The following is a 24431-nucleotide window of genomic DNA, read 5'->3' on the forward strand; positions in this document are numbered from 1 at the left end:
GAGCACAATATACTTTCGAAGATGACCGAAAGATGAATTTGGCTAAAAATCCATCACACCCGATCATAACTCGCTCGCACAAATCTCCCTTGCTGCTCATCCCCAAGCGAATACAGGTAGGGATTGACCGCCGGGCAATCCGCAATAGCAGGATGCTGCAAAACAGCTCGCCGGGCCGGCGAGCCCTACCTTTCCACTCGCTTGGCAAAAGCGATAATCAGCTCTCCACTCTTAGTCCTGCCGAGCAACTTGCTAGCGAAGTTCTCTTCTGTGAGGCCATGACCTTCTGCGTCAAATGACACAATCAGATCCTTCCCCTTCTTTCGCGAAGTCAAAACTTTGCAGCCTCGGCCGAAATTGACTTCCTCGGATGCTCCAAAGCGTAGCGTATTCAGATCGACATCACGCTGAGCATCGAAGCCGGGCTCCGAAATCAAACGCACATCAATGCGTTCAGTTTTGTCGTCGATTCTGGACTTATTTAGAACCTCAATCCGTTTGTGCTTCGCGAGCGGCATGATGAGATTCTTCGAGCTATGCTTGTCCCGAGCCAAGTCGTCTCGTTTTGGAACATCGATCACAGCAACAGATAGGTGCGTCGCCCTGCCGTATTCATCGGTGAGCACATGAGGCCGTTCCAACTTGTACCACCACGTACGCGTTCCGTTTTCGTATTCCGTCACACCCGGCGTGTAAGCAGTCCCTGGATCAAACTTCCAGTTGATCCCGTCCGGGGAGCGCAGGTAGATCGCCCGGTAATCGAGGAAGGCATTGATCATCATGTGAAACTGCACCTCGTCTTTCCAGATCACGGGATCCTCGTAATTCGACTTCCGGTAGGTTTCCGGAATAATTGGGTTATGCTGCAAGGGCTTACTCATCACTTTGTATGGCCCCAGCGGATCCGTCCCTTCGCTAATCATCATGGCCCCCGCCTTGGTCACGAAAAGAAACCGCCCGTCCTCTAGCTGCACCCCAGACAGGTTTCGATAAAAGCGGTAGGCTCGTTCCGGCAACTCATCCTCCTCCGTCCAATTCACCGTCATAGTCCCAAGGCGCTTCCATGGTCCCCCCATCGTGTCGGAAACGAACAAAGTAGCCTCCCAGTCGATCAACGAATAAAGCATGTAGCTGCCATCGTTCAAAAGAATGATATCAGGATTGTGCCCATACCCATCTGCAAAGTCGTAGGCTGTCTCTTCGACCACCTTGTACGGTCCAGTCGGCTTATCCGCCACCACGTAGGATACCGTCGAATGCGGCCATTCCCAATGCCCCTTGGTCGCATTCGCAGGCCAGCGGGTGACGAGCATATGGAACTTCCCATCCTTATCCTCCACCGGACGGCCCCCCCAATAACTCCAATTGGGATCTTCGATTCCGTTATCCGGATCTCTTGGCAATACGCCATCCGCTCCCCAAATATCAGAGCTCAGTCTCCTGAGAATAGGCATGGGGCGTATGAGATCGCTGAACGAAGCCCCCTGCACAGTCTTCACCTTCGCCTTGATCGGCTTGGATGCCACGCTTCGATTTCCGCTGTAGTCGTGAGCAAAGACAACGTAGGTGTTCTCGATACCCTTAGTTGGCGTGAAGTCTAAGAAGCTCGTATTTTTGAGTTCCCGTGAGACTTCTCTCATATCGCGCCCTCTCGCATCACCCCGGTGGACCGAGTAGCTCTTCACATCCGTTTCAGAATGTTTCTCCCAACGTAGCCTCACCTCCGTATCCAAAACTTCGGCCCTAAGATTCGCTGGAGGCAGCGGAGGCACTTCATCGAACAACGTTGCAAACACCTTGTTTGATCCCCCCGACTCAAAGTCATCCACTCGAGTCACAACATACGAATACTCCAATCCGCGAATCGGATCAGTATCCAAAAATCCATTTTTCCCAGTCTCTCCAATTTTTTCGTACTGCGAACCTCCACTTCGATATACGCGAAATATACTCCTCTCACTCGCCAGATGATCGGACCAACGAAGAGAAATCCCCTCATCCCTTCTCACTTCCGCATTGAGAACAGGCCCCTCTCTCCCCGGGACTCGCACACTGACGTTTACATAATCCAGCAAAACCTTTATCTCATTCCCAGTGTAGAACTTAGCCCGCACAAACGGCAGGCCCGCGGCAGCGTCTTCCTCCGTGAGGACATAGACCCCACTGAAATGCTCCACAACCTTGTCGGACCCCCTCAGCTCAACCCGTTCCGCCATCGGTCGCTCCACATCACCAAATACCAAATACAACGAAATAGTTCCATCGCTTATGTATTGAAGATCCGCTCCAAAGCTCCAATCCAACACGTCACCAGCTTGAGGAATTTGATAATCAGGATTGGCATCCAAGATATCCGACTCAGCAATGCCGAGCGTATCCATTCCATAGAGAGCGCCTTGATGAATCCCCATAATCCCCTCGCCCTCCACCACTTTCGTTCTCCAATGTGGAGACTGGGTCGCCGACCGCCAATACGCCCGCACCGCTTCAAAATCGCCATCCAACAAGGGAGCATGAGGAGCGTTGTCTCCCAACAAAGGGATTCTAGCCGAGACAAAGCTAGCGAAAAAGGAGCATAGAATCGTAAAAACTAGAAAAGCTCGCATATACGCCCCTCTTCTGACTCCTAAGAACTCAAAGCGCAGCTTCAGACGAAGGTAAAACATTGAAGCTCAGAACATCCTGAATCGAGAACCCGCTGACTCTAGAAGAATGGACTTCTTCCTACTTTGCGCTCAATGGCAAACACGCGCTTCACCACGCAGCTCCTTTCAGCACGCTTAGCGATGGGACCAAAAAATGGCACCCGCCGGAGCGGGTGCCAAATCAGATCAAACTAAACTGAATCAGATACTCTGCTAGAACTTGAAGGTATTGGTCAGAACAAAGGTCTGGAGAGCCCCGCGCGAGTACGTATCGATAATTGGGGTACGTGGATCGTCCGCTACCACCGAGTGACGTGTGACAAACGGGTCCTTGTCACCCAAGTTGTTCACGTTGACCTGGACCTTCCAGTCCACCTTGTCCCCGAATATCTTTCGGTTATAGGAAGCGTGTATTCCAATATTGTAGACATCGCTGCTGTAAAACGGATTCTTCGCATCCACGATCGTTCCGAGCTCTGGATCATCGATGAACGGGAAGCCAGTCGCCGCCTTGTCCTGCCAGATCGCATTGCCGCCAAAAGCGACACCCTTGAACGTTCCGTCGAGGATCTTGTAGTTGGTCAAGAAAGTCGCCTTGTACTGGCGCTCGTTGTTCTTGTATCCACCGACTTGAGCAAGCTGCAGATCAACCTTACGCTGCATCACATCGAAGAGTTCACCCGCAGTCATCGGGTCAGATGGGTTGGCTTCGCTTTGACGGTCAGGGACCTCTTCAGAGCTGCCCTGCCACTGACTTGAGTACTCATCGATCAACTCGAGCGTACGAGGCGCGACATTGGAGTCGAAGGTCTTGTAGTGGTCGAGACCGAACATGATGTTCCAGTTTTCATTCACGTTAGCCGTCAACTGGAACTCCCAACCTTCGGATTTGATATCCTGGGTGTCGTTCACCTGTGGCACCTCATGCCATTCCGACTTTCCGATCGTATCAAACAGATCGCCGAGGTCGCTCCAGATCGGACGCCAAGAGGTTGGAACCGTCGCGTTCGCAACAGCCATATCGAACATTGTGAATACACCACTAACCCGACCTTCAAAAAGGCCGAATCGCACACCATAGTCCTCTGTCTCCCCGGTTTTCGCTGGCATCGAAGTCAAGTCTGGCCGTTGGCCGAAGTTAGCCACGGAGAAGGAATCAGCTTGGTTGTAGAACAACGAAATGTGATCAAAGACGCCTTGGTTTTCGATAGCGTGAAAAACGATCCCCTGATTGGAGGTGGATGGCTTAAGGCCTTCGGTTTCCGGGTCGGCCGCCAATCCCACTTCACGAGAGTCCAAACGCACAGTCGGGCTATTGCGTGGTCCTGTTCCCCACTGGGTGATCTCATCTTGACGCCAGCCAAGAGTTGGGACGATGCGTCCGTTCCAGAAACGCGATTGCCAAACCAGCAGAGAGGAATCGATCTCGGTTCGGTTGTTGTTGATACCGGCACCATTGAGACGATTTCTCCAATCGTATGTGTTTCCTGGGACGCTGTTCATAACTTCCGCCATATCGTAACCCCAAGTAGGACCCGAGAACGACTTGGTGTCAGGGTCGACGTATGTAAGGACTCGGCCAAGCAGAGGACCTTCCTCTCCGTTGCTCATCACTCCTTCTGGGAGGAGACGCAAAACGTCCCAGTAAAACTCGTCGGTATTCTGTTCGAACATCAAGACGAAGTCGTGCTTGCCCAGCCACTGGTACTGATCGCCATCGGCGAAGTCGTGAGTGAACGAACCGGAAGCACGTATACCTCGGAGGAAGCGATCCTGATCCATGGCAAATCCACCGGTGGAAAGCGTGAAGTAGTCGCCAAAATGAGGATTCGCGGTGACTCCGTCATCAAGCGTAGTGTTGGCATCGACAAAGAGGTTACTACCGCCCAAAGGACGGAAACCGTAGAGTACAAACTCGTCGTTGTAAGCGAGCTCGAGGTTGATCTTCTCGTTTACACGGTACTGAGCGATCGCCTGGTAGTTGTATCCAGAAAAGTGCTGCGCTCCGCCTTCGCCACCAACATTGAGATCAAGCGGCAAGAAGTCGACAGGGAGAGAAGCGATCCCGCCAGAGAGCAGACGAGTACCGGTACCACGCGCAAAGTTGCGAAGTTGAACCATACGACCCGAACCATCGTTAACGAAGGCCGTTTGGATATCGTTTCCGGTCCAGTTCGCAGTCCCTTCCGGGAACTCCACGTCCTCGTCACTCGCAGCAGCATCGACGCCGGGCTTGCCAGCGTTGATCCAGGCAGTAACACGGTCAGCCGGCACCGAAGGATTTACCGCAGCACGATCCCAAGAGAGGTGCTCCCCTCTAAACTTGACAGAAAGTTTCTCATTTGGCGTGTAGTTAAGAGCGAAATACGCGCGCTCTTGATCTTGAAAACCTGGCTGTATCCAGTGATTGGAATTGGAATCGAGCAATGAAACGCGGGCCGCCAACTTGTCTTCGATCAGAACCTGGTTCAAGCTTAGGCTAGTACGGTAAGAACCGTTGTCGTCAATTCGTACCTGCAGCTCGTTAGAGCGCGTGAACGTCGCATCCTGAGTGGTGCGGTTCACCAGACCCGCAGGCTCACGAGTCACACCGAACAGTACCGCATTCGGTCCGCGCGAGATCTCGAAACGTGACGCGTTGTAGGTGTCGGAAGGAATATTCGAACGGAATTGGTTACGAACGATGTTCTCAACCTGCACCCCGCGGAACATGGTGTTGTCACCCCACCATTGCTGGCGGCTGTTGCCACGTCCAAACTGGGATTCAGACTTCTCCGCGCCTGGAGTAAAGATCAACATGTCGTTGATATCGGTACTCGCGGTGTCCTGCCACACTTGTTCAGTAAGGATGGACATCGTAGTAGCCAAGTCCTTGACCGCCGTGTTGAGGCGAGTGCCAGACAAGGTATTTTCCGCAACATAGCCGCGGTCGTTCTCAGCAGTGACTTCGAAGGGAGAAAGCTCGAAGACTTCCTCTTCCGCGGAGTCCTGAGCGTAGCTCAATTGAGCTCCCGAGAACAGCAATGCCGAAACAAGAAGACTGCTCGCCTTCACCTTTCCGGACATTGAACGCTGTTCCCCACTATCTATGGTATGCATTTTGTTCATGGGTAGTTTTGTGGTTTCTAGTTTCTTAGTTCGCTGACCTCCCCTCAAAACCAGGGGTACCCACCTCGAAACGCGCGTAGCCAGAACACTCCCCACAAGGGCCTAGGGCTCATCGTGAAGACACAATACCTCACACTTTCCCACTCGAATTAGATCGTAGTGGAGAAGCTGTTACGGATTTTAAACTGGCAAAATGGACTTACTTTCGGGGTGATGCCTTGAATCTGTCGGGGCAATCAAAGAAAACAAATTTGTGTGTTGTATACATTTGTTACCCGAGAAGCCAAAAGTGACTAAGCTCTAACGTCTTTTTTTTTGAAATTTCTCCGGTTCCCAATCTGGAGCTCCGCAGCCATGTATTCCAAAGATCTTCTAGAACGCTTTTCTTTTGAACTAGCGTACTCTTCCTAAGATCGGAAGGTAGGGCGGCCACGCCGTAGGCCGCCGTAGAGCCTTGATTCTGCATTGCGGCTGACTGGGCCAGTCTGCCCTACCTAGCGCCTATTCATAAGAAAAATGCTCTAGAACGTTAAGGTGTTCGTCAGGAAAACAACCTGTGGGTTCCCTTTGCTCATAGATTGCAAAATCGGCACCCGAGGATTCAATTCAGCCGCCGAGTGCCGAATGGCAAAGGGTTCCTCATCCCCTAGGTTCGTTATATTGAGCTGTACCTTCCAATCGCAGCGATCGGCAAAAACGCGTCGCTTGTAAGCCGCGTGCAAATTCAGATTCAAAAGTTCCTTCCCAAGGAACGGGTTCTCAATATCAGGCACCCACCCAAGCTCGGCGTCCTCGCGATAGGGAAACCCAGTGGACGGCTTGTCGCGCCAAACAACACTGCCTCCAACAGAAAAACCGGCCAACGGACCGTCTCGAAACTCGTAGGTCGAGAGCAACGTCGCCTTGTTCCCTCTTTCGTTGTTTTTAAATCCTCCCGCCTGAGCCAGTCTCAGATTAAGCGAATTCATCATCTCTTCGTAAATCTCGCCCGCCGTCTTGGTGCCCTGGTCAGGTACGATCCGGTCGGGATCTACAATGAACTGGTCTCCATAGTCAGCAATCAATCGCCTTAAGTTCGGGGCGACATTCGAGTCATAGGTCCTGAAGTGATCGACGGCCAACATCATGCGCCATCCACGAAGCAGATTCGCCGTTAGCTGGAACTCCCATCCCTCTGAAACCAGATCCTGAGTATCGTTTACAGCCGGGATGTCATTCAACTCGTGCCTTCCAATCATTCCAAACAAATCACCCAACAAGGTTTTGGTCACCAAGCCGGATTCCAACAGCTCGTTTTTCGACTGCATTTCAAATACCGTGAAGACACCGCTTAAACTCCCTTTCCCGAGCCCAAAGCGCATCCCGAAGTCCTCCGTCTCCCCGAGTCGCGGCGGATTATTGCGGTTCTCTGGAGTACGACCAAAATTAGAAGCGGAGAAGGAATCTGCCTGATTGTAGAAGAGCGAAAGATAATCGAAAGCCCCTTTGTCGCGTATCACCTCTACAACGACACCTTTGTTGGCTGTCTCCGGCGATATCCCGGAAACTTCAGGTCGGTAGAGATAACCTTGTTCGCGAGCAGTCGCTCTGGGAACTTCTAGAGGAGCTGTATCGTATTGATCAATACGATCCTTTCGCCAACCCATAGTTGGGATCAACCGCCCATCAAAGAGATGCCCCTGCCAAACGAAAAGGAGCGAGTCTATCTCAGTTCGATTGGCGCTATTGCCCCCCACAACTCCATTTAACCATTGATAGTCATTTCCCGGCACCGCGTTGAGTATGTCTTGGAATCCAAGAGCTGAAACCGGTCCTGAAAATTGCTTCGCCAGCGGATCGATGTAAGTGATCACCCGGGCCGTGCGATCCTGGTCGTTCGCTTCAACGCCATCGGGTGGCGTAACGTTTATCAAGCGCAGTACATCCCAATAAAACTCGTCCGTATTCCGCTCCAACACAAGAGCTCCCTTGTGTCTTCCCAAGAAGGAGAAATCCTCGCTTCCTCCAAAATCATGGCTAAACGAGGCAGACAGACGATGAGCACGTAAATAGCGATCCTGTTTCAACCGATAGTTAAACTCAGCGAGGGAGAACAAATCACCAAAATATGGGTTCGGTGTCACCCCGTCATCTAGGGTAGCATTGGCATCCACATATACTTCGCTTTCATCGGCCGCGATAAAGTCGTAGAGCATGTATTCAGAATTTGCTGCATACTCCAAATCGAGACCAGGCTTCACACGGTATTGAGCCACGAACTGAAAATTATCACCGTCAAAAACCTGCGACCCGAAAGCTCCTGAATGGTTTAGCTCAAGCGGCAACATCCCTTCCTCCACCGAAGCGATGTCTCCAGATAACAACAAGGTTTCATCACCCGCCGCAAAGTTACGCAAATTGACCATCCGCCCAGATCCATCGTTTACATATCCATACTCGTTCAACGCCGACAGCCCTGCCACTCCCTCCGGAAACTCGACATCATCGTCCTCAGCAGAAACATCCACTGCTGGTCTTCCCGCTCGCACCCAAGCGCTAACATGATCCTTGGCCAGCGTGGGATCCACCGCCGCCCTTTCCCATTCCATATCTTCGTACCGAACTTTCAATGACAGTCGTTCATTCACCTTGTAGTTCAAGGCCAAGTAATACCGGTCCTGATCTTGATACCCCTGCTCTATCCAGCTGTTATGACGGTCGTTTAAAACGGCCAACCTCACCCCCAGCCTATTTTCGAGCACCATTCGGTTAAAATTCGCCGAATAGCGCCACGACCCATTATCGTCCGCGCGCACCTTTAGTTCGCCACTGTTTGAAAGGCTTGCGTCCTGAGTCGTTCGATTCACTAAGCCCGCCGGAGCGCGGTTTATCCCAAACAACACTGCATTCGGCCCTCTGGAAAACTCGAACCGTTCCGCATTGTACGTGTCCGAAGGCATGTTCGAGCGAAACTGATTCCGCATTATGTTTTCGGTGTGTATTCCGCGGAAAATCGTCGTATCTCCCCAAAAGAGCAGGTCCGCATTTCCACGATCCCGTTGCGTATCTGCTCTCTCCGACCCCGGTGTGTAGAGGATCATCTCATTCACGCTAGTCATGGCAGTATCCTCCCAAAACTGAGGAGTCAGGATGGAGAGCGTATTGCCCAAGTCCTTTACCGCCGAGTTTAAGCGCGTGCCAGACAAGGTGTTTACCGCTTCGTAACCTCGATCCTGATCGGCGAGCACTTCAAACGGGGATAGCAAAAAGACACTGGCATCATCAGCGCTCCCCGCCTTTCCGCCTGCATTCCACAAACCGCGCTTCCCCGAGAAGGTTGAGGCCAGTCCCCGAAAAAACCGATCCATCCCCCTCTTACGCTCCTCCGGATTGGAAACGCGCGCTTCGCCTTCATCGTCGGCGACCAAATCCTCTTCTCGCTCCACAATCGCGAAAGCGCTACCGCCACTCGCCGCGACAGCCTTCCAAGGGCTATCACCCAGCAATAAACGAAACGCCTCGTCCACGGAATACTCGCCTTCCAACGCGAGGCTCGACTGCGTTTCCGGAATTCGAATTGAAATCAGGATCTCGACACCCGCTTGCCGTGAGACCTCCTGAAGCGATTCCGCCAAGTTTCCAGCAGGGACATCAAAAGCGACCTCAGCTTCACCTGCGCACGCCAAACGCGCGCTGGCTAGTATCCAGAAAGCCAGAGCGTATAGAGATCCCTTGGTTAGGCAGCGTTGATAAGTATTCAAAATATCCTGACTAGAGGGCTGAAACGTTGCTAATAGCAGCTCTCATCGCCAAGCATTTCGGCAGGTGTAAGTTGATCCGCATAACAGCACTCCGGGGTAAAAGAGCTATACCACGAATTCGAAACCACCCTTATCTCATTTTCAATACGATAAGAAAGTCGTCCCGTTTTTCGATTTCGATTTCTAGTCCAATTCCTAATAGTTCGATAAATCCATCCACATTGTCGGAACGTACTGTCGCCGTAACCCTGTGCGCTTGCAGCGAACCACCCACCAGCTCGATCTTCACCCGGTTCCGTCGATTGAAGTCCTCAACGATCTCCACCAGAGGCACATTCGAATATTCCAGCATCTCAGATTTCCAAGACAAGCGCTCGTCAATCGCTTCCTCAGTCACGGTCTTTATCTCGAAAGAACTGCCTCCAACTGCCCGATCCCAGACAGACAATTGTCCAGCCACCAGATTCCGCCTCATCTTTGACTTAATCGCGTCCACCGATCGCTCGATCACGCCATCAAGCGCAACACTTCCTTCCGTAACCATTACCTCGATCCCGGAATCTTCGATGCAGACGTTAAAGGCAGTCCCGGTAGCTTCCACCACCGCATCCCCTACACGTACTCTAAACGGACGGTCCTCATCCTTTGCCACCATGAAGTGTGCCTCGCCGGAGTGCAGATAAACCAACCTCTGATTCGCAGAATACTGCACCGACACCTCCGCCCCTTCGTTTAGTTCCACAACCGAACCATCCTCCAAGAGATGATTTTCATAGGAACTCGCCCCTCCGAAGGCCAAAACCTCGCTCTGAATCTCACCTGCTGGCCTGAGCACAAAAAAACCTACCAGCATCACAACCGCTACCGCGGCAGCCACTCCAGCAGAGAAAACCTTCCCACCGAATCGCGGCCTGACTCGATACGCCAATAAGTCCGGATTCGGTTCCAAACTATGCTGCGGCTTCCAATCAGACAGCTCATTCATCGAGGACCATAGCGACAAGCGTTCTTGGTACACCTTCTTGTGCATCGGGTCCTGAGCCAGCCAGTCGTGGAACTCGTCCTGCTCCTCGGCCGTGAAACCTTCTTCCTGCTTCGCCACCCAGGCGGAAGCCTCTAAACTCACCCGATCTTCATCAGTCGGATCTAATTGGAAACTATCCTCGTTCACGCTGAATATCCCTCTCCACAGTAATCCCTCACGTACATGGCGCACTTGTGCAACCCTATCGTAATCTGAGCATTAACGGTACGTGTCGAAATGCCCAACTTCTCTGCGATCTCCCTCTGTGTCATTCCATACACTTTTCGCAGAGTGAAAATCTGACGGCAGCGATCCGGCAAGGACTGGATCGCCAAGGTCAAAATCTGCAGCTCCTGATTTTTGACCACTGTCTCCTGCACGTCCACTTTCTCGTCCAGCAAATCGCAATCCTCGATCTGCACGCTCACATCGTAGCCCCGCACTTTACGGGTCCGAAGTGAACGGAGAGCCAAATTGCGAGCCGCCCCAAACAGGAAGGCCTTCGGAGAGCGCAAAACGCCCTCTTCATGCGCCTTCACCGTCGACATCAACGCCTCTTGCACGATGTCATCAAACTCCAACTGAGGTGGAAACCGTCCACGCAGCCACATGCGCAACTCGGACTCGAGCGGTTGTACGTTCTCTTCGAACCAACGATTTCGTTCAGGGGTTTCTGGCGGCATAAAAGGCGGTGGGGAGCTACAGTATAATGGATGTTACCCCAAGGCCTCAAATTGACTAAAAGTTTTTTGCTACACCATTAAATTCCCAGAAGTAGCACTACCGCTCGCGGTACGCCGTAGCCCCCTAAGCGATTCCCCCTCACTTACTCCGCCCCTGGTCGTAAAGTCGTTTCACTTCCTCCGCGGAGATCGCCTCCTTGAAAACAACGAGCTCATCGATTCGACCATTCAGATTTCGAATCGCGAACTCCGGATCCTTTCGGAAGGGCTGCCCCCAGTTGCCGATCTCCGCATTGCCGATACGCAATTGGTCGATAACATAGCCTTCCTTGATCTTGTGCTGGCTCACGAGCTCCCCATTCACGTATTGTGCGACCCTCCGATTCGCTGGGTCAAAGGTCGAAACCAAGTGAATCCACTGCCCGCTCATCGACATGTCCCAAATCTGTGGAGTGTAATAGCTCCTCGCCGCTCGTAATCCGGTGATCTTCGTCAAGCCATCCCTCGCCGCTTCTGGGCGAGTTTCATCCACCATCACACCAAACATCATCCGACCATCCTGATGGATCTGCCAATGCGGCTCACCGTCCTCGTATCCGTCAGACAAAAACAAAGCGTTGTACTGACGGTCCAGACTATCGATACGCGCCCAACAAGAAAATGAGTACGCACTGAACTCACCGGGAATTTTAACACGAACCCGGGAGCCCGGTTGACTGAACTCCACGGCGCTTTTGAGGCCACCCCAACGCCCATCAACCCATTCGGTCAAAATTGCAGCACCATCCAATTCTCCATCTTGTGGATACAATCCACTCGGCACCCGATCGGCTTCACCTGATGGTTCTGCCAAAAACGGATAATAGGCAATGACTCGAGGATCCTCGCTCAACGCTTCGCTCGATTTTTTCCATACCTCAAACGCCCGCTTAGCCGTATCAGAAAACCCTTTGGAGACTCCAAACAGATTCGAGAACGACTCGATACTCGAACCAATAGGAATCGTCTCTCCGTCTCCCCGCAAAGCAACCGCTTGCCCTTCAGTTAGCTTTCGATCCTCCAACTCTACCTCACCTGAGAAAACCTCTACACGCACCTCCTCCGAGCTTGTATCTACGCCGAATTCAGTACCCAAATCGACAATACGCCTACCATTTGACTCAACTACAAAACCTCTAGCCGCGGGTGGAACCTTCACCCGCAATTTCCCAGAATGCAAAGTGGCTTCCCATGCGGACACGACCTCCAGCTTAGCCGGAGCTTCGACATACAATTGAGCGCCAGAGAAGAAATCGATTCGTGCACTTCCACTGGTCAGATCCAAAACCTCTGCACCCAACATTTCCCCAACTCGCAACTCAAGACCACCTTGAGCAGCCGCATCGACGAGTCCATGCACAACCGCGTAACCTTCCGCCGTCACTTCAGGAACATCTGCCACGGTTTCCTCACTGACAGAATTTGTATCCGAACGGAAAATACCATCGAGCAGTATACCGACGAAAAACGCAACAGCCGCTGCAGCAGCGATTGGAATCCAACGAGGAAAACGAACGACTTTCCCAGTAGTCTCCGCAGTCCAAGCATCCTCAAGCTCTTCTGGCAAATCTGCCGAACTCCTTAAGTTCGCATCAAGAGCCAGATACTGCCGAGTCGCGGCTCGCAAGGAAGGGCTTTTCAGCATCGCCGCCTCGAAGCGTTCAAACTCCTCGGGAGTGATCGTCTCGTTGCAATAATCCTCAACCCACTTGAGCTCCTGGGCTGTTAAATCCTCACTCATCACGCGAGTCCCTCCCCTTTTAATCGTGCAGTAATACACTGCAAAAGCGCCTTACGAATTCGATTCAAGCGCATGTAGAATGTCCCAGCTTTCACCCCTGCACGCTCGGCAACCTCCGCCGTTGTTATTCCAGGAGTGTAAGCGAGTTTCACCCAGATTCTCTGCCTCTCCGGCAAGTTCTTCAGACAGAGCTCGAGGGCTTCGTATTCATTCTGCCTTTGATCGAGCTCATCGATCGACTCGTCAGCCATAAGCTCAATTAGGTTCTCGCCAAAGGACAAACGATCCCGCGCCATCTTTCGGCGATACGATAAAGCCTTGAACCGAGCGATCACGCACACCCACTTGATGAAGGAAGTTCCAACCTCGAACTGGTCAAACTTCTTCCAAGCCGTCAACGCGACCTCTTGCACGATCTCGTCCGCATCATGCCAAGTCGGCACCAGACCGCGAGCGAAGTTACGCAGCTGAGATTCATGCTGTGTAAAGAGCTTCACATAAAGCTCGTAGTCATCGATGGGATCTTCTTCGGCCATTTTTACTGCTCCAATCTCCTACTATAATTCTATTTCCCTGTCCAATCCTCAGCGAGTTCCACGTCGATAAATCGGAACAAGCCACACGGTACTTCTAACTCTACCGTTTTCCGTCCAGCGACAGGTACTCGTTCTTCGCTCAACAGATCGGTCAATTGGGTTGGCTCCACCGATCCAAACGTGATCTTTGCCACCTTATCCGACGGGTTCAGGTATCCGCCATCGATCAAGGTCAACCGCAAGTGCTTAGGAGCTGTCTGGGCAACCACCCAAGCAACATCCCCCGATACCGTTATCGGTAAAGCTTTAGCACGCTCTTCTATGTCCGAAACGACTCGTCCATAGTATTCATCAGCCGGGTACCTTGTCTGTCCATCCTTAGAAAAATAGCTGCGTCCATCGGTAAAGTGCTCCACCAGAATATCACGATACATCGGGTGTAGCTTATCGCCCAACTTACCTCTAGGCGCACCGCGATCCGCCATCGCTCCCTCCTGCGGTGGCGTAATAAGGACCAAACCATCGCTGTAAGGGGCCAGGAAATTCTGTCGTCGATCATCAACACCTGCCGCGTATCTAGAGAAATCCCACTCGGTCGTCTTCGCCCCTGGCCAAGCGCCATCGAGGCGACCAATCACGTACGGATTGTTTGGATGGAAATCCTTGTCGTAACGAATCGTGGTTGTAGTCGCGTGCCCTTCGCGGATAAAGCGATCATCAGGCTCAGTCATGCTTAAATGCACAGGAGAAAAGCTTACTATCTCTTCCCGGCGCGGCACATATAAGGCACTTTTGGCGATCAGCTCCCACAACACCTGCATGTAATCCGAGTAATCGGATTTGATATTGAAGTTGTTGATGTATTGAGCCCCGTAGGACACATGGAACACCGCGTTCCGCAAGAAGTGATTCGGCAAGTTTTGCTGCCCAAACTGCCTCGCCCGGGTAAAGCAAGGATTGTCACGAGCGCAACGCGTTCCCCAACTATCAAAAGACCCGCTCGCCCAAACGCCGAGACGTCCCGCGAGGCTAAGCTCCATCGTCATATCCGCAGTCTCTTCCATTGACGGAATCGCCACATCTGCAAATTCCCCCGAAAGGAAGCGCGACCAAATCGGCTGATGAATATCACCCAACCAGAAGTTATGCTTGTTCCTCAGGAACACCCGAGAGTTGTTCTCGGCTGCGTATTCAGCCAGTGGAGCAAACAGATTATCGATAACAAATGGGAAGTCCTTTTTGTGTACGATAGTTAGCTCCGGCCATATAAAGACCGATTGACGTCCCTCGCCTGCATCAATCACTTTCCTAAACGTCTCTGGCGAATAAAAATACGGATCTGTCCCATGCCCGCCCCAGGTACAAAAACCATCCTCCGAATAGCTTGAGACCATCTGATCCACCACGTCTTCGTGGCTTTGGTTGTACTTCTGTCGCGCGTCACGAAGCTCCTCCCATGTTTCGTGCCCAAGAACAGAACGATCCCAAAGTTCACGGCCCTTCATATGGGCATATCCAAGAAAGGCAGGAGAATCTGGATACGCCTTAAGTTCCTTCACAACGGAGTCAATCCCCTTCGGCGGGGACATAATGTAGGTAGAAGCTGACTGAGGTTCCCAATCAGGCTTAGTGAACTCATCTAACTGAGAGTGTAACCGTTCGGTGTTCTCAAGGATTGATCGAATCGAACCCGGGGGTTCGAGCTGTGCGAACTCTCGCTTCCAGTTTTTCTTTTCCACATCCACGATGTGAATACAACTTCCTCCGCTCTGAGAGCTGGCTAGGATCAATTTTCCAGTCTTCGGATCCTTGTAGAGGTCGTTGTAAGCGTAGGTGCCTTTGATGACTTCCGTCGACTTGGGATCTAGAGAAGGTTGCACAAGCAAAACGTGCTCCCCTGCTAGGACAAAGTAACGAAACGAGCCGCCGTCTGGAATGGTCTCCGTCTGCACTACACGATACCCAAAGCCCAAGTTCTTCTTCACCGACTGCAAGCGGAACTTTCGGATCTTGTCTTTCTCAGCATCGTAGACTCCAAGAGTGATTCGGTGTTGAGTCGCCGAGGTCCCGACAAGAGTCTCAAAGGTTCCGTCACCGTCCGGATCACGCACTCGCATGTCTCCGATAGGCGAATACCCATGCCCCGTATTGAAACGCTTATACGGCTTGCTTGCGAGCGGCTTAAATTTGAAAAACATCGCACTCTTGGTGTTGTTGGTCAGCGTTCCGTCCATCAGCAGCACATCCGAACCGTCTGCCTGCGGAATCGCTCGCAGGAAGTTCACCGAGTGAACATTGTAGGTAAGCGTTCCGTCATCCGCCCATTTCTTGCTGGGACGCATGCCGCTTTCGTAGGAAGAGGATGGCACCGTTTTCAGCAGTTCTCCATCGCTCGACAGCCAATAGAAATTCAAATCCGTTCCGCCACAGGCAATGTATTGGCTCCCTTTCCTGTCCTTCACCACACAAACGGAAATCATCGGCGTTTCGCTCGGCTGGAAGCTCCAAAGCGTCCTTCCTAAGCGATCGAGGCAATAGACTGCTCCATCCGCGTTCGCAGCTAAGATCTCATCGCTTCCATCTCCGGACAGATCCCCCGTCCAGAGATCGTAGTTCATCAAACCCGAGAGTGGATTCTCCCAAAGAGTACTCCCATCAAAACCAATCCCTAAAAGGGTTCCCTCATAACTGCTTGCGACAACATACGACCCTTCTTCCGTAGCCGCACTACTGACCTTGGACACGGTATATCCCGTATCGTAGCTCACGACTCCACGGCCATGAGTCGCTGTTAAGGCGACTAACAGGAGTAAAGCAAAAGCGGAAATTTTGGCTGAGCTCATAGAGAGGGGCATTGGCATTGTTCACCTGTCTATTCCCCTCCCAGGTAAAATCTCACATAAAGAAGCAAGTGCATGCACCCACTCCAGCAACTCACCTCTGAGCAACCAGTTACGGCCGCTGCCTTCAGTTCGGCAAACTGCCCTTCCAGCCTTTATCAAATTGAGCGATTAACGCCTCAACGAGCTCTGGGCTATCCGCAGCGATATTCTTAGTTTCATCCGGGTCCTGATCATGATCGTACAGCTCCACAAAAATCGGCTCCGCGTCCAAGTTCCGATAGTCCTTCCAGAGGACAAGACGGTGCGTATCGGTACGCATCGTGTAGCTCATCAGGTGTTTTTCGAAAAGCTCTCGATCCCAACGATCTTTCTGCTGCTCAATAATCTTCGCTTCCACATCCTCGATCAGGGGTCCGAAAAACAATTCACGCATATCTTCGGTCAATGGATTCGCCGCCCACTCACGCAAGGCGGGATTTGGATACTGACTAAACGCCGCAGTCTTCCAGCTCCTATCGGGATCCTCAAGCAATGGCTTGAAACTATGCCCCTCCACATGCTCAGGAATATCGACTCCTACCAAGTCGCATAGAGTTGGATACATGTCGACAAGCTCAACGAGAGCATCCGTCGTCTTGCCACGACTTCCCGCAGGCATGTCCGGTGTCCAAATCATCAATGGCACGCGTGCTGAAATTTCGTAGTTGGTCGCTTTCCCCCAGATCCCCATGTCACCGAGGTGCCAACCGTGGTCTCCCCAAACAATAATGATCGTGTTATCACGCTCTCCCACCTCTTCTAGCTCGTTTATCATCCGGCCAATCTGCGCATCCACATAGCTAACACAGGCGAGGTAACCATGAAGCAGCGTTCGAGCGAGCTCGTCGTCGATGTCACCGTACTTAGGAATACCATGGCGTGTTCGCAGCTCGAAAGACGCATGCAAGCCCATTGCCGCACCGTCCTCTGGAGCCTTTGGGTTCTTTGCCAATGGAATAGAATCTCTGTCGTACAAATCCCAATACCGCTTGGGCGCGACAAAATCTAAGTGCGGCTTTTTGAAACCGAGCCCGAGGAAGAATGGTTTCTGCCCTTTCTCCAACATGTCATGCAAGGTCCCAATCGCCAAATCGGTCGCGTATCCATCTTCATATGCATTGTCCGGTACATCCGCACTCTCATAGGCAGGCCCCTTCAGCAGCGCGCTATGAGCATCTTTCCCGAGCCGCTCCCTTTTCTCCTTGGCGATCGCTCGGTTCTCAGGAAGCGCGAATCCGCCCACTGTCTTCTTGGGCACTCGCTTCTTGGCCGGCGTGCGACTCCATGACTTTTCGGGATCGTTGAACTTTCCGTGGTAGATCTTTCCGCTGTGTACCGCTTCGTATCCTTGAGCGATCAGGTGCTGTGGTAGCGTAACGATGTCAGGATTAGCATCGCGGAAATAAGTGTAGTTTTCGACAACCCCAATCGTATCCGGCCGCGCACCTGTCATGATGCTAGCTCGAGAAGGACTGCAAATAGCCTCCTGGCAATAGGCTCGATTGAATAGCAAACCGTCAGCCGCAAGAGCGTCCAGGTTTGGACTGATAGCGATTTCAGAACCGTAACACCCGAGCTCGGGGCGAAGATCGTCAATCGCGATAAACAGTATATTTGGTCGTTCTTCAGCTGCGCTCAAAGCAGCGACAGCTAAACAGATTAGGGATATGAGGGGCTTTTTCATTAGGCACAAAATTGAAAAAGAAAGAAACGATCAGGTTCGGGACACTACACTCAACTAACGATCCCAAGCAAGCGGCAACCAAACACTCATCTCACACTCTCCTCGATTGCTCCAAGCAAAGTACGGTATAAACTTAGTCTCGATCGCTTCTAGCGCTGGTTTTCTGAATTCGTAGTACATGCGGTCCGACTTGTCGCTTGTATCCAACAGGGCCTGACCGCTCAGCGTTGTCATCCCTCCTAGAAAGTCCGCTTTATACTCTGCATCCAGCTCTAGGTCAGCCGGCAGGTAAACATCCAAAACACCAGTCCCTTTGGGTAGGTCAGAGGTTTCGAGACAGTATACGACCGGACCTCGTTTAATCGCCACTTGGTTACGTACTTCTTCGATCCGCTGGTGACCGGCCAAGAGTTTCGTTTCTATCGGCAACTCAAGTTTGATTACATCACCCTTTTTCCACTTACGCTTCAACACCGCAAACTGACCAGGCTCAACCACTGCCTTTACCTTCTTTCCATTTACTTTGAGCGTTGCTCCGTTTGCCCATTGTGGAACACGAAGCTGAACGTCGAAAGCTTCCGCCTTACAGTCTTCGATCTCGATTCGCACAGATCCGTTCCAGGGATATCGACTGTCCTGCTTCAGCTTAATCGGAGAGCCATCGAGTAGTTTTGTATCCAGTTTGTTGCCACCATAGAGATTTACGGCAACTCCATTGTCAGACAGGCTATAAGCCCATCCTGAAAGCTTGGCAATGGTGCGAACCAAATTCGGAGGACAGCAAAAGCAAGGGATATAGGGCGTCCGAGTCGCGTAGTCGGTCTTACCAAGATGTTGACTCGCCGTACGGCGAAGCGGGTTAGTATAAAAGTAATGTGTACCCTCAGAGCTGATACCGGATAGAGCACTATTGTAGAGCACAAGCTCTATAATGTCACCGTACTTGGATTCGCCCTTCAGCCCCATCATACGCCAATTAAACATGGCATTGCATACGTTCGCACAGGTTTCGTTGTACGCTGTCGCGTTGGGCATCATGTACTCGTCAATAAATGCCTCGTGAACGAAATCTACGTGCGAGGATGCTCCGTGATGGGTCTGGCCAATCGCGCCTGTCACATACATCTTCCGGTCTACCACGTCGTGCCAAATGTGATCGAGCGATCTAAGCAAGGCCTTCTCTCCGGTTTCCGCATAAACGTCAGCCGCGCCCGAATACAGATACATCCCAAGCACCGCATGTCCCTCCGCATGCTTTTCTTTCCGAAATGGAGTTCGGTCTTGAGCCATGTCGCCTTTCGTATGGTGCGAAACCGCCTCAGTCCCGTCGTTCTTATTCACGCCCCGGTTATCGATGAAATGCTGAGCAAGAGTCAGGTAACGCTTGTCCTTCGTTGTCCGATACAATTCGACGAGCCCAATGATGTTCGTCTGATTGAAGCCGATGCGGGCTAGCTCAGGCGGACACGGGACAAAAGTTTTGTAGAGAAAGTCCGCGTGCTTGATCGCGATGTCCAGGAAGTTACTCTGCCCTGTGACGCGATTGTGGATACAGGCAGCATAAAACAGATGCCCCGCATTATACATTTCATGGAGCTGTCTATTGGAGAATCGTTCGATACCCTTGATTTGATTCTTGGTATGAAGATAGCCATCAGACTCTTGAGCAGTCGCAATCACCTCAATGATCTCATCTAAATCGGCCAGAATCTTTGGGTCTTTGTTAACTGCGTAGATGTAAGTCGCCGCCTCCATCCACTTGTAGAAGTCTCCGTCGTGCCAGTTGGTACCGAAGTGCTCCCCTTCCTGAAGGCCCGCGGCGATCTTGAAGTTGTTGTACGCTCCTCCGATGTCGCCCTTCAGGATTTCGCCCATGTGGGGAACCATCACCTCTTCAGCAAGTTTGAACTTGTCGGCCCAAAATCCCTCCGTCCAGACACAGTCGCCGATGTTGATACTTCGCAGTTTGACATGCGGACTTTCCGCATTATCTGCGATCCCATGCTCTTGCGCTGCAACAACTTGGGAAAGAATCAGGCCGAGGGTGACAAACAATGAGAGTTTCATATCTGGGAGTAACTTGAGGTCTCTGCCAACAGGCCCTTCCCGAGGGCGTGCCCATCAACACCAAGCAATTGCCTCTCGAAGAAAAACCTCACCCGGAAATTTGGGAAAATACCCAAATGATCTCTCAATTTCGCTTAACTCATTCAGCCCTTTGCAGGTTGACCTATTGCGCGCAATACACACTTTCCTGCGAGAGTTCGCTCAACAAGCACCCAATCCCTACCTACCTAGAGCCTCACCTATGTCCCAAGCCCATCGCAACGCGTTCTTCTACTCCCTAATCGTCGCTCTCGGCGGATTCGTTTTCGGACTCGATCTCGTCCTCATCGCCGGCACCTTCCAGTATACTAAAATCCAGTTCGGGCTCAGCGCTGCCGAAATCGGCCTCATCGCTTCCGGACCTGGTTGGGGAGCCCTCGCCGCTCTGCTTTTCGCCGGTTACATCAGCGACCGATTTGGAAGAAAGAAGACGCTCCTCCTAATCGCAGCCCTCTACACCGTTTCCGCAATAGGCTCCGCCCTCGCTGCTGGACTTTGGAGTTTGTTCGCATTTCGCCTGATCGGCGGGCTCGCCTTCACCTCCCTTTCCATGGCCTCCATGTACATTGGTGAAATCGCCCCCCCAGCCATTCGAGGGAAACTCGTGGGCGCGAACCAATTCAACATCGCCATCGGCACCTTCGCAGCCTCCGGCTTGAATTTCCTGATCGCCAACTCCGCCGCATCCTCCCCAGCCTGGGCTAGCTTAATCGCTCTCAACGAGGACACGGCTTGGCGTTGGATGCTTGGGATCGAGACCATCCCGGCGGTCATTTGGTTTCTACTCCTTCTCAAAGTCCCAGAAAGCCCTCGTTGGCTTATTCTGAACGACAAGGTCAACGAGGCGAAAAAAGTCCTCTCACGCATCACCGATCCCGACAAAGTTCAAGAGCAGTTCGATCAAATCGTCCTCAATCTCAAAGACACCCACCACAGTCTCAACTACGCCCAACAAGCGAAGCTGCTCTTCTCGCCGAAGCTGAAGATCGCTCTCTACGTCGGGCTCATCCTTGCCATCGTACAACCATGGACAGGCATGAACGCGCTCCAATCCTTCATGCCTCAGATCTTTGAATACGCAGGCCGCGGCGAAACGAAGCTCTACGATCAGATGATCGTAAACTTCATCAGCATGTTCTTCACGCTTCTCGCCCTTTTCCTTATCGACAAGATCGGGCGCCGCAAAATTCTCATCGGCGGGCTTTCCGCCTGCGCCCTATCCTGGTTCGTTATCGCTTACGGCTTCGGTTCCGCCACCTATTCGGTTACCCCTGAAGTGATCGCTGCTGTTTCAGAAGAGATCGACCCAGCAAAGCTCCAAGCCATCGAAGGTAAAGTTTTCCAAGATGAGCTCACTTTCAAAACCGAGCTGATGCAACTCGTCACAGCGGACGAATATCGTACGATCGAAGGTCCTGTGTTCAACCATGGAGTATCCATGAACGCCCTACTCGTTCTGACAGCAATCATCGTCTTCGCCTGCGCTTTCAGCTTCTCAGCCGGCCCGATCCTTTGGATCCTATTCTCCGAGCTTTTCCCGACGAAGGTCAGAGCCCTCTCTATCACGGGTTGTGCCTTCGTCACCTCTGTCTTCGGTGGGGTCGTCGTTCCTCAACTCTACCCCATCCAGGTGGAGACACTTGGATCCACCACCACCTTCTTCATCTACGGAGCCTTCTGCTTTTTCGGGATGATCGCCCTCGCTAAACTCACCCCTGAAACCAAGGGTAAGTCTATCGAGGAAATCGAAGTCGAAATCGAACGACTCGGCTCGAAGTAGCTCAGATCGTGGAGTCTCCATACAGACTCCGCGAGACAAGTACCTATTAGGGAGCGTCTTTCGCGACTCTCCCCCTCGACAGCATACAACTTTAGGTGTAAAGTCAGAGCGACTGTGCCACTTGTGCTTGGCGCCTTGTTTACGGTCAAGAATGCTGTGAGAATGAGTCGCCTCGAGAACAGTCAATGCTTCGAAGAACACCCTGCTTGCCGGGAGGTTCGTCGTTCGCTCGCCCAACGCGAAGCGGAACTCGTGGAGCAATTGGTACGTTTGGCGGATATCAACTCCGGATCGTACAATCCAGACGGCCACCATCTGGTGGCTAATGCGGTAATCGAATCTGTCGAGGGCTTCATTCCCAATCCGGTAGAACGACTAACGAATCCCCAAAACGGCGAACTCCTCGCTCTCCGCTGGCGACACATCACGCCCAACACGCCACGTGTCCTCCTGAACGGTCACCTCGACACCGTCTACGAACCGGAGAGCAATTTTCAAACCTGCTCCTTCTCCGTAGACCGAAAAACCATAAACGGTCCAGGGGTCACCGACATGAAAGGCGGCATCGTAATCCTCTTCGCCGCACTCAAAGCGTTTTTGGAAACCGAGTTTGCCAACCAGCTTTCCTGGGAAATCCTGATCACCTTCGACGAAGAGATAGGATCCCACAAGAGTCGCGAGCTACTAGAGCAATCCGCCCGCGAGAATGATATCGGAATCGTATTCGAATCCTCCTTACCCGACGGCTCACTAATCCGAAACCGAATGGGCACTGGTCTCGTGGAAGTAGAGGTCCAGGGGAAAGCGGCTCACTCAGGACGCGATTTTGAGAAAGGCAAAAACGCCATAGTAGCCCTTTCCCGATTTATTAACTTAGCCCACGAGCTGAACGACTCAATTCCTGGCGGAATCATCAACGTAGCCCAGACTCAGGGCGGCGGAGCTGTCAACGTCGTTCCCGACCGAGCCAGTGCGAAAATCAATTTGAGAGCAAGCGACAGCCAAGCTGAGCAAGCGATCCTTGACGGACTCGAAAAACACGCCAACGAAACCGGCAAACGGACAGGATGTTCCCTCTCTCTTACCGGTGGCTTTACCCGCCCGCCAAAAAAGGCTGACGCCAAACTAGAACATCTCATGAGCGCTTGGGACAACACAGCCTCCGGCATGGGCGAAAAACTCAGTTGGAAAGACACCGGGGGTGCCTCTGATGGCAATATTCTCCAAGCGGCTGGCTTAGCTAACATCGACAACCTAGGAGCCATCGGAGCTCACATCCACAGCGAACAGGAGTACATAGAGTGTTCCAGCCTTGTCAGCCGTGCTCAACTCGTCGCCTCATTCCTAGTCAATTTAAGCAGCGGGAAGTTCGAGTTCCCTCGCTCAACCTCTCAAGACAGCGAGCACTCGCCCTCTTAACATCACATGGAACCCAATAGCGCATACGTTCTACGACCGGCCAAGCTTGAGGATCTCCCTAGCCTGGTAGATCTCGTCAGCCACCTGACAGACTCCATCACCTCGATTCCACAGGATAAAGAGTTTCTCGAGAAACGTATCCACAAATCACTACGGGCATTCTATCCGAATATTGACCAAGCGGGCGACGAGCAGTACCTTTTTGTTCTGGAAGGCCCGGAAGGCATCGTCGGCACATCCGCCATCATCGCCAGAGTGGGTGGCTTCCAGCCGTTCTACACCTACAAAATCGAACGAGAGAATTTCGCCAACGCGGATCTCAAACTCGAAAAGTCGCATCCGACTCTCACCCTCAAGGCAAGCCACGACGGCCCCACTGAAATCGGTAGTCTCTACCTTCGCCCCGATTGCCGCCACTCCGGGTTGGGACGCCTGCTATCCCTCGGACGCTTCCTCTTTATCGCCCGTTTCCCAAAACGTTTTCGCTCTCAGATCCTCGCCGAACTAAGAGGCTTTTTGGACGAACAAGGGAAATCTCCTTTTTGGGAGCAAGTCGCGAAGCCCTTCTTTGAACAGGAGTTCAGCGAGGCGGACTTTCTAAGCGGATTGGGTAACAAGAGTTTCATCCGTGACCTCATGCCACGCCATCCGCTCTATACCGAGCTGCTTCCCCAAGAGGTTCAGTCAGTCATCGGTCGAGTCCACAATCACACCGCCCCAGCGAAAGCTATCCTTGAAAGGGAAGGTTTCGAGGCAATCGAAGAGGTTGATATCTTCGATGCAGGACCGATCCTCCAAGCAAGCCGAGGTTCAGTTCGTTGCCTCAAGGAAGCACGTTCGTACGAAATCGAAAGCTTAGTTCCTGAAAGCGAACTTTCGAATTCACCGTGGCTAGCCGCCAATGGGCAGCTCGACTATAAAGCGTGTATTACTTCTGCAGATACACAGGAAGACAGTTGCTCACTTTCAGAAGTTGCAGCTAGCAGCCTAGGGCTCCAAGCGGGCGACACCGTATGGCTGACACCCTTATTTCCTAAATCATAA

13 protein-coding genes are annotated in these 24431 nt (G+C 52.2%); 3 read left to right on the plus strand and 10 right to left on the minus strand.

Features of this window, described 5'->3' with window-relative positions; genetic code table 11:
* Positions 1 to 185 precede the first annotated feature (185 nt).
* The 10 genes from JIN87_RS03695 to JIN87_RS03740 form a co-directional block, all read right to left on the minus strand.
* Complete coding sequence (locus JIN87_RS03695) at positions 186 to 2606, minus strand: hypothetical protein (protein ID WP_200354173.1); 2421 nt, start codon at positions 2604 to 2606, stop codon at positions 186 to 188.
* 252 nt (positions 2607 to 2858) lie between these two features.
* Entirely contained in the window at positions 2859 to 5753 is a 2895-nt protein-coding gene (locus JIN87_RS03700; protein WP_200354174.1) for a TonB-dependent receptor plug domain-containing protein, read from the minus strand.
* 521 nt (positions 5754 to 6274) lie between these two features.
* Positions 6275 to 9493 (minus strand): porin family protein, encoded by a 3219-nt coding sequence (locus tag JIN87_RS03705; protein ID WP_200354175.1) that lies wholly within the window; start codon positions 9491 to 9493, stop codon positions 6275 to 6277.
* Positions 9494 to 9623: 130 nt separating this feature from the next.
* Entirely contained in the window at positions 9624 to 10664 is a 1041-nt protein-coding gene (locus tag JIN87_RS03710) for a FecR family protein (protein WP_200354176.1), read from the minus strand.
* Entirely contained in the window at positions 10661 to 11200 is a 540-nt protein-coding gene (locus JIN87_RS03715) for an RNA polymerase sigma factor (protein WP_200354177.1), read from the minus strand. The genes JIN87_RS03710 and JIN87_RS03715 overlap by 4 nt, the downstream gene beginning before the upstream one ends.
* Before the next feature lie 139 nt (positions 11201 to 11339).
* Positions 11340 to 12980: a LamG-like jellyroll fold domain-containing protein gene (locus JIN87_RS03720; RefSeq protein ID WP_200354178.1), complete on the minus strand. Its 1641-nt coding sequence runs from the start codon at positions 12978 to 12980 to the stop codon at positions 11340 to 11342.
* The gene (locus tag JIN87_RS03725) at positions 12980 to 13516 is read right to left on the minus strand and encodes a sigma-70 family RNA polymerase sigma factor (RefSeq protein WP_200354179.1); all 537 of its coding nucleotides are present in this window, start codon (positions 13514 to 13516) and stop codon (positions 12980 to 12982) included. Before JIN87_RS03725 ends, JIN87_RS03720 begins: the two co-directional genes overlap by 1 nt.
* A gap of 29 nt (positions 13517 to 13545) precedes the next feature.
* Positions 13546 to 16359 carry a PQQ-binding-like beta-propeller repeat protein gene (locus tag JIN87_RS03730; RefSeq protein WP_200354180.1) on the minus strand — a complete coding sequence of 938 codons (2814 nt, stop codon included), beginning with the start codon at positions 16357 to 16359 and terminating at the stop codon, positions 13546 to 13548.
* Positions 16360 to 16483: 124 nt separating this feature from the next.
* Positions 16484 to 18082: a sulfatase gene (locus JIN87_RS03735; protein WP_200354181.1), complete on the minus strand. Its 1599-nt coding sequence runs from the start codon at positions 18080 to 18082 to the stop codon at positions 16484 to 16486.
* Positions 18083 to 18136: 54 nt separating this feature from the next.
* A complete protein-coding gene (locus tag JIN87_RS03740) occupies positions 18137 to 20149 on the minus strand; it encodes a glycoside hydrolase family 127 protein (RefSeq protein WP_200354182.1) in 2013 nt (670 codons plus the stop codon).
* 241 nt (positions 20150 to 20390) lie between these two features.
* On the opposite strand from JIN87_RS03740, the gene JIN87_RS03745 reads away from it, so the two are divergent.
* The 3 genes from JIN87_RS03745 (at position 20391) to JIN87_RS03755 (ending at position 24431) form a co-directional block, all read left to right on the plus strand.
* The gene (locus JIN87_RS03745; protein WP_200354183.1) at positions 20391 to 21968 is read left to right on the plus strand and encodes an MFS transporter; all 1578 of its coding nucleotides are present in this window, start codon (positions 20391 to 20393) and stop codon (positions 21966 to 21968) included.
* Positions 21969 to 22130: 162 nt separating this feature from the next.
* Complete coding sequence (locus JIN87_RS03750) at positions 22131 to 23387, plus strand: hydrolase (protein ID WP_200354184.1); 1257 nt, start codon at positions 22131 to 22133, stop codon at positions 23385 to 23387.
* Positions 23388 to 23393: 6 nt separating this feature from the next.
* On the plus strand, positions 23394 to 24431 hold the full coding sequence (locus JIN87_RS03755; protein WP_200354185.1) for an arginine N-succinyltransferase: 1038 nt from the start codon (positions 23394 to 23396) through the stop codon (positions 24429 to 24431).

This window comes from Pelagicoccus mobilis (genome assembly GCF_016595505.1).
GTDB lineage: Bacteria > Verrucomicrobiota > Verrucomicrobiia > Opitutales > Opitutaceae > Pelagicoccus > Pelagicoccus mobilis.

Bases quoted from the DNA above. Each gene is read 5' to 3' on its own strand.
- JIN87_RS03750 (WP_200354184.1), top strand. From the start codon at position 22,131: ATGAGTCGCCTCGAGAACAGTCAATGCTTCGAAGAACACCCTGCTTGC.
- JIN87_RS03725 (WP_200354179.1), bottom strand. From the start codon at position 13,516: ATGGCCGAAGAAGATCCCATCGATGACTACGAGCTTTATGTGAAGCTC.
- JIN87_RS03695 (WP_200354173.1), bottom strand. From the start codon at position 2,606: ATGCGAGCTTTTCTAGTTTTTACGATTCTATGCTCCTTTTTCGCTAGC.
- JIN87_RS03720 (WP_200354178.1), bottom strand. From the start codon at position 12,980: ATGAGTGAGGATTTAACAGCCCAGGAGCTCAAGTGGGTTGAGGATTAT.
- JIN87_RS03730 (WP_200354180.1), bottom strand. From the start codon at position 16,359: ATGAGCTCAGCCAAAATTTCCGCTTTTGCTTTACTCCTGTTAGTCGCC.
- JIN87_RS03715 (WP_200354177.1), bottom strand. From the start codon at position 11,200: ATGCCGCCAGAAACCCCTGAACGAAATCGTTGGTTCGAAGAGAACGTA.
- JIN87_RS03735 (WP_200354181.1), bottom strand. From the start codon at position 18,082: ATGAAAAAGCCCCTCATATCCCTAATCTGTTTAGCTGTCGCTGCTTTG.
- JIN87_RS03700 (WP_200354174.1), bottom strand. From the start codon at position 5,753: ATGAACAAAATGCATACCATAGATAGTGGGGAACAGCGTTCAATGTCC.
- JIN87_RS03755 (WP_200354185.1), top strand. From the start codon at position 23,394: ATGGAACCCAATAGCGCATACGTTCTACGACCGGCCAAGCTTGAGGAT.
- JIN87_RS03745 (WP_200354183.1), top strand. From the start codon at position 20,391: ATGTCCCAAGCCCATCGCAACGCGTTCTTCTACTCCCTAATCGTCGCT.
- JIN87_RS03740 (WP_200354182.1), bottom strand. From the start codon at position 20,149: ATGAAACTCTCATTGTTTGTCACCCTCGGCCTGATTCTTTCCCAAGTT.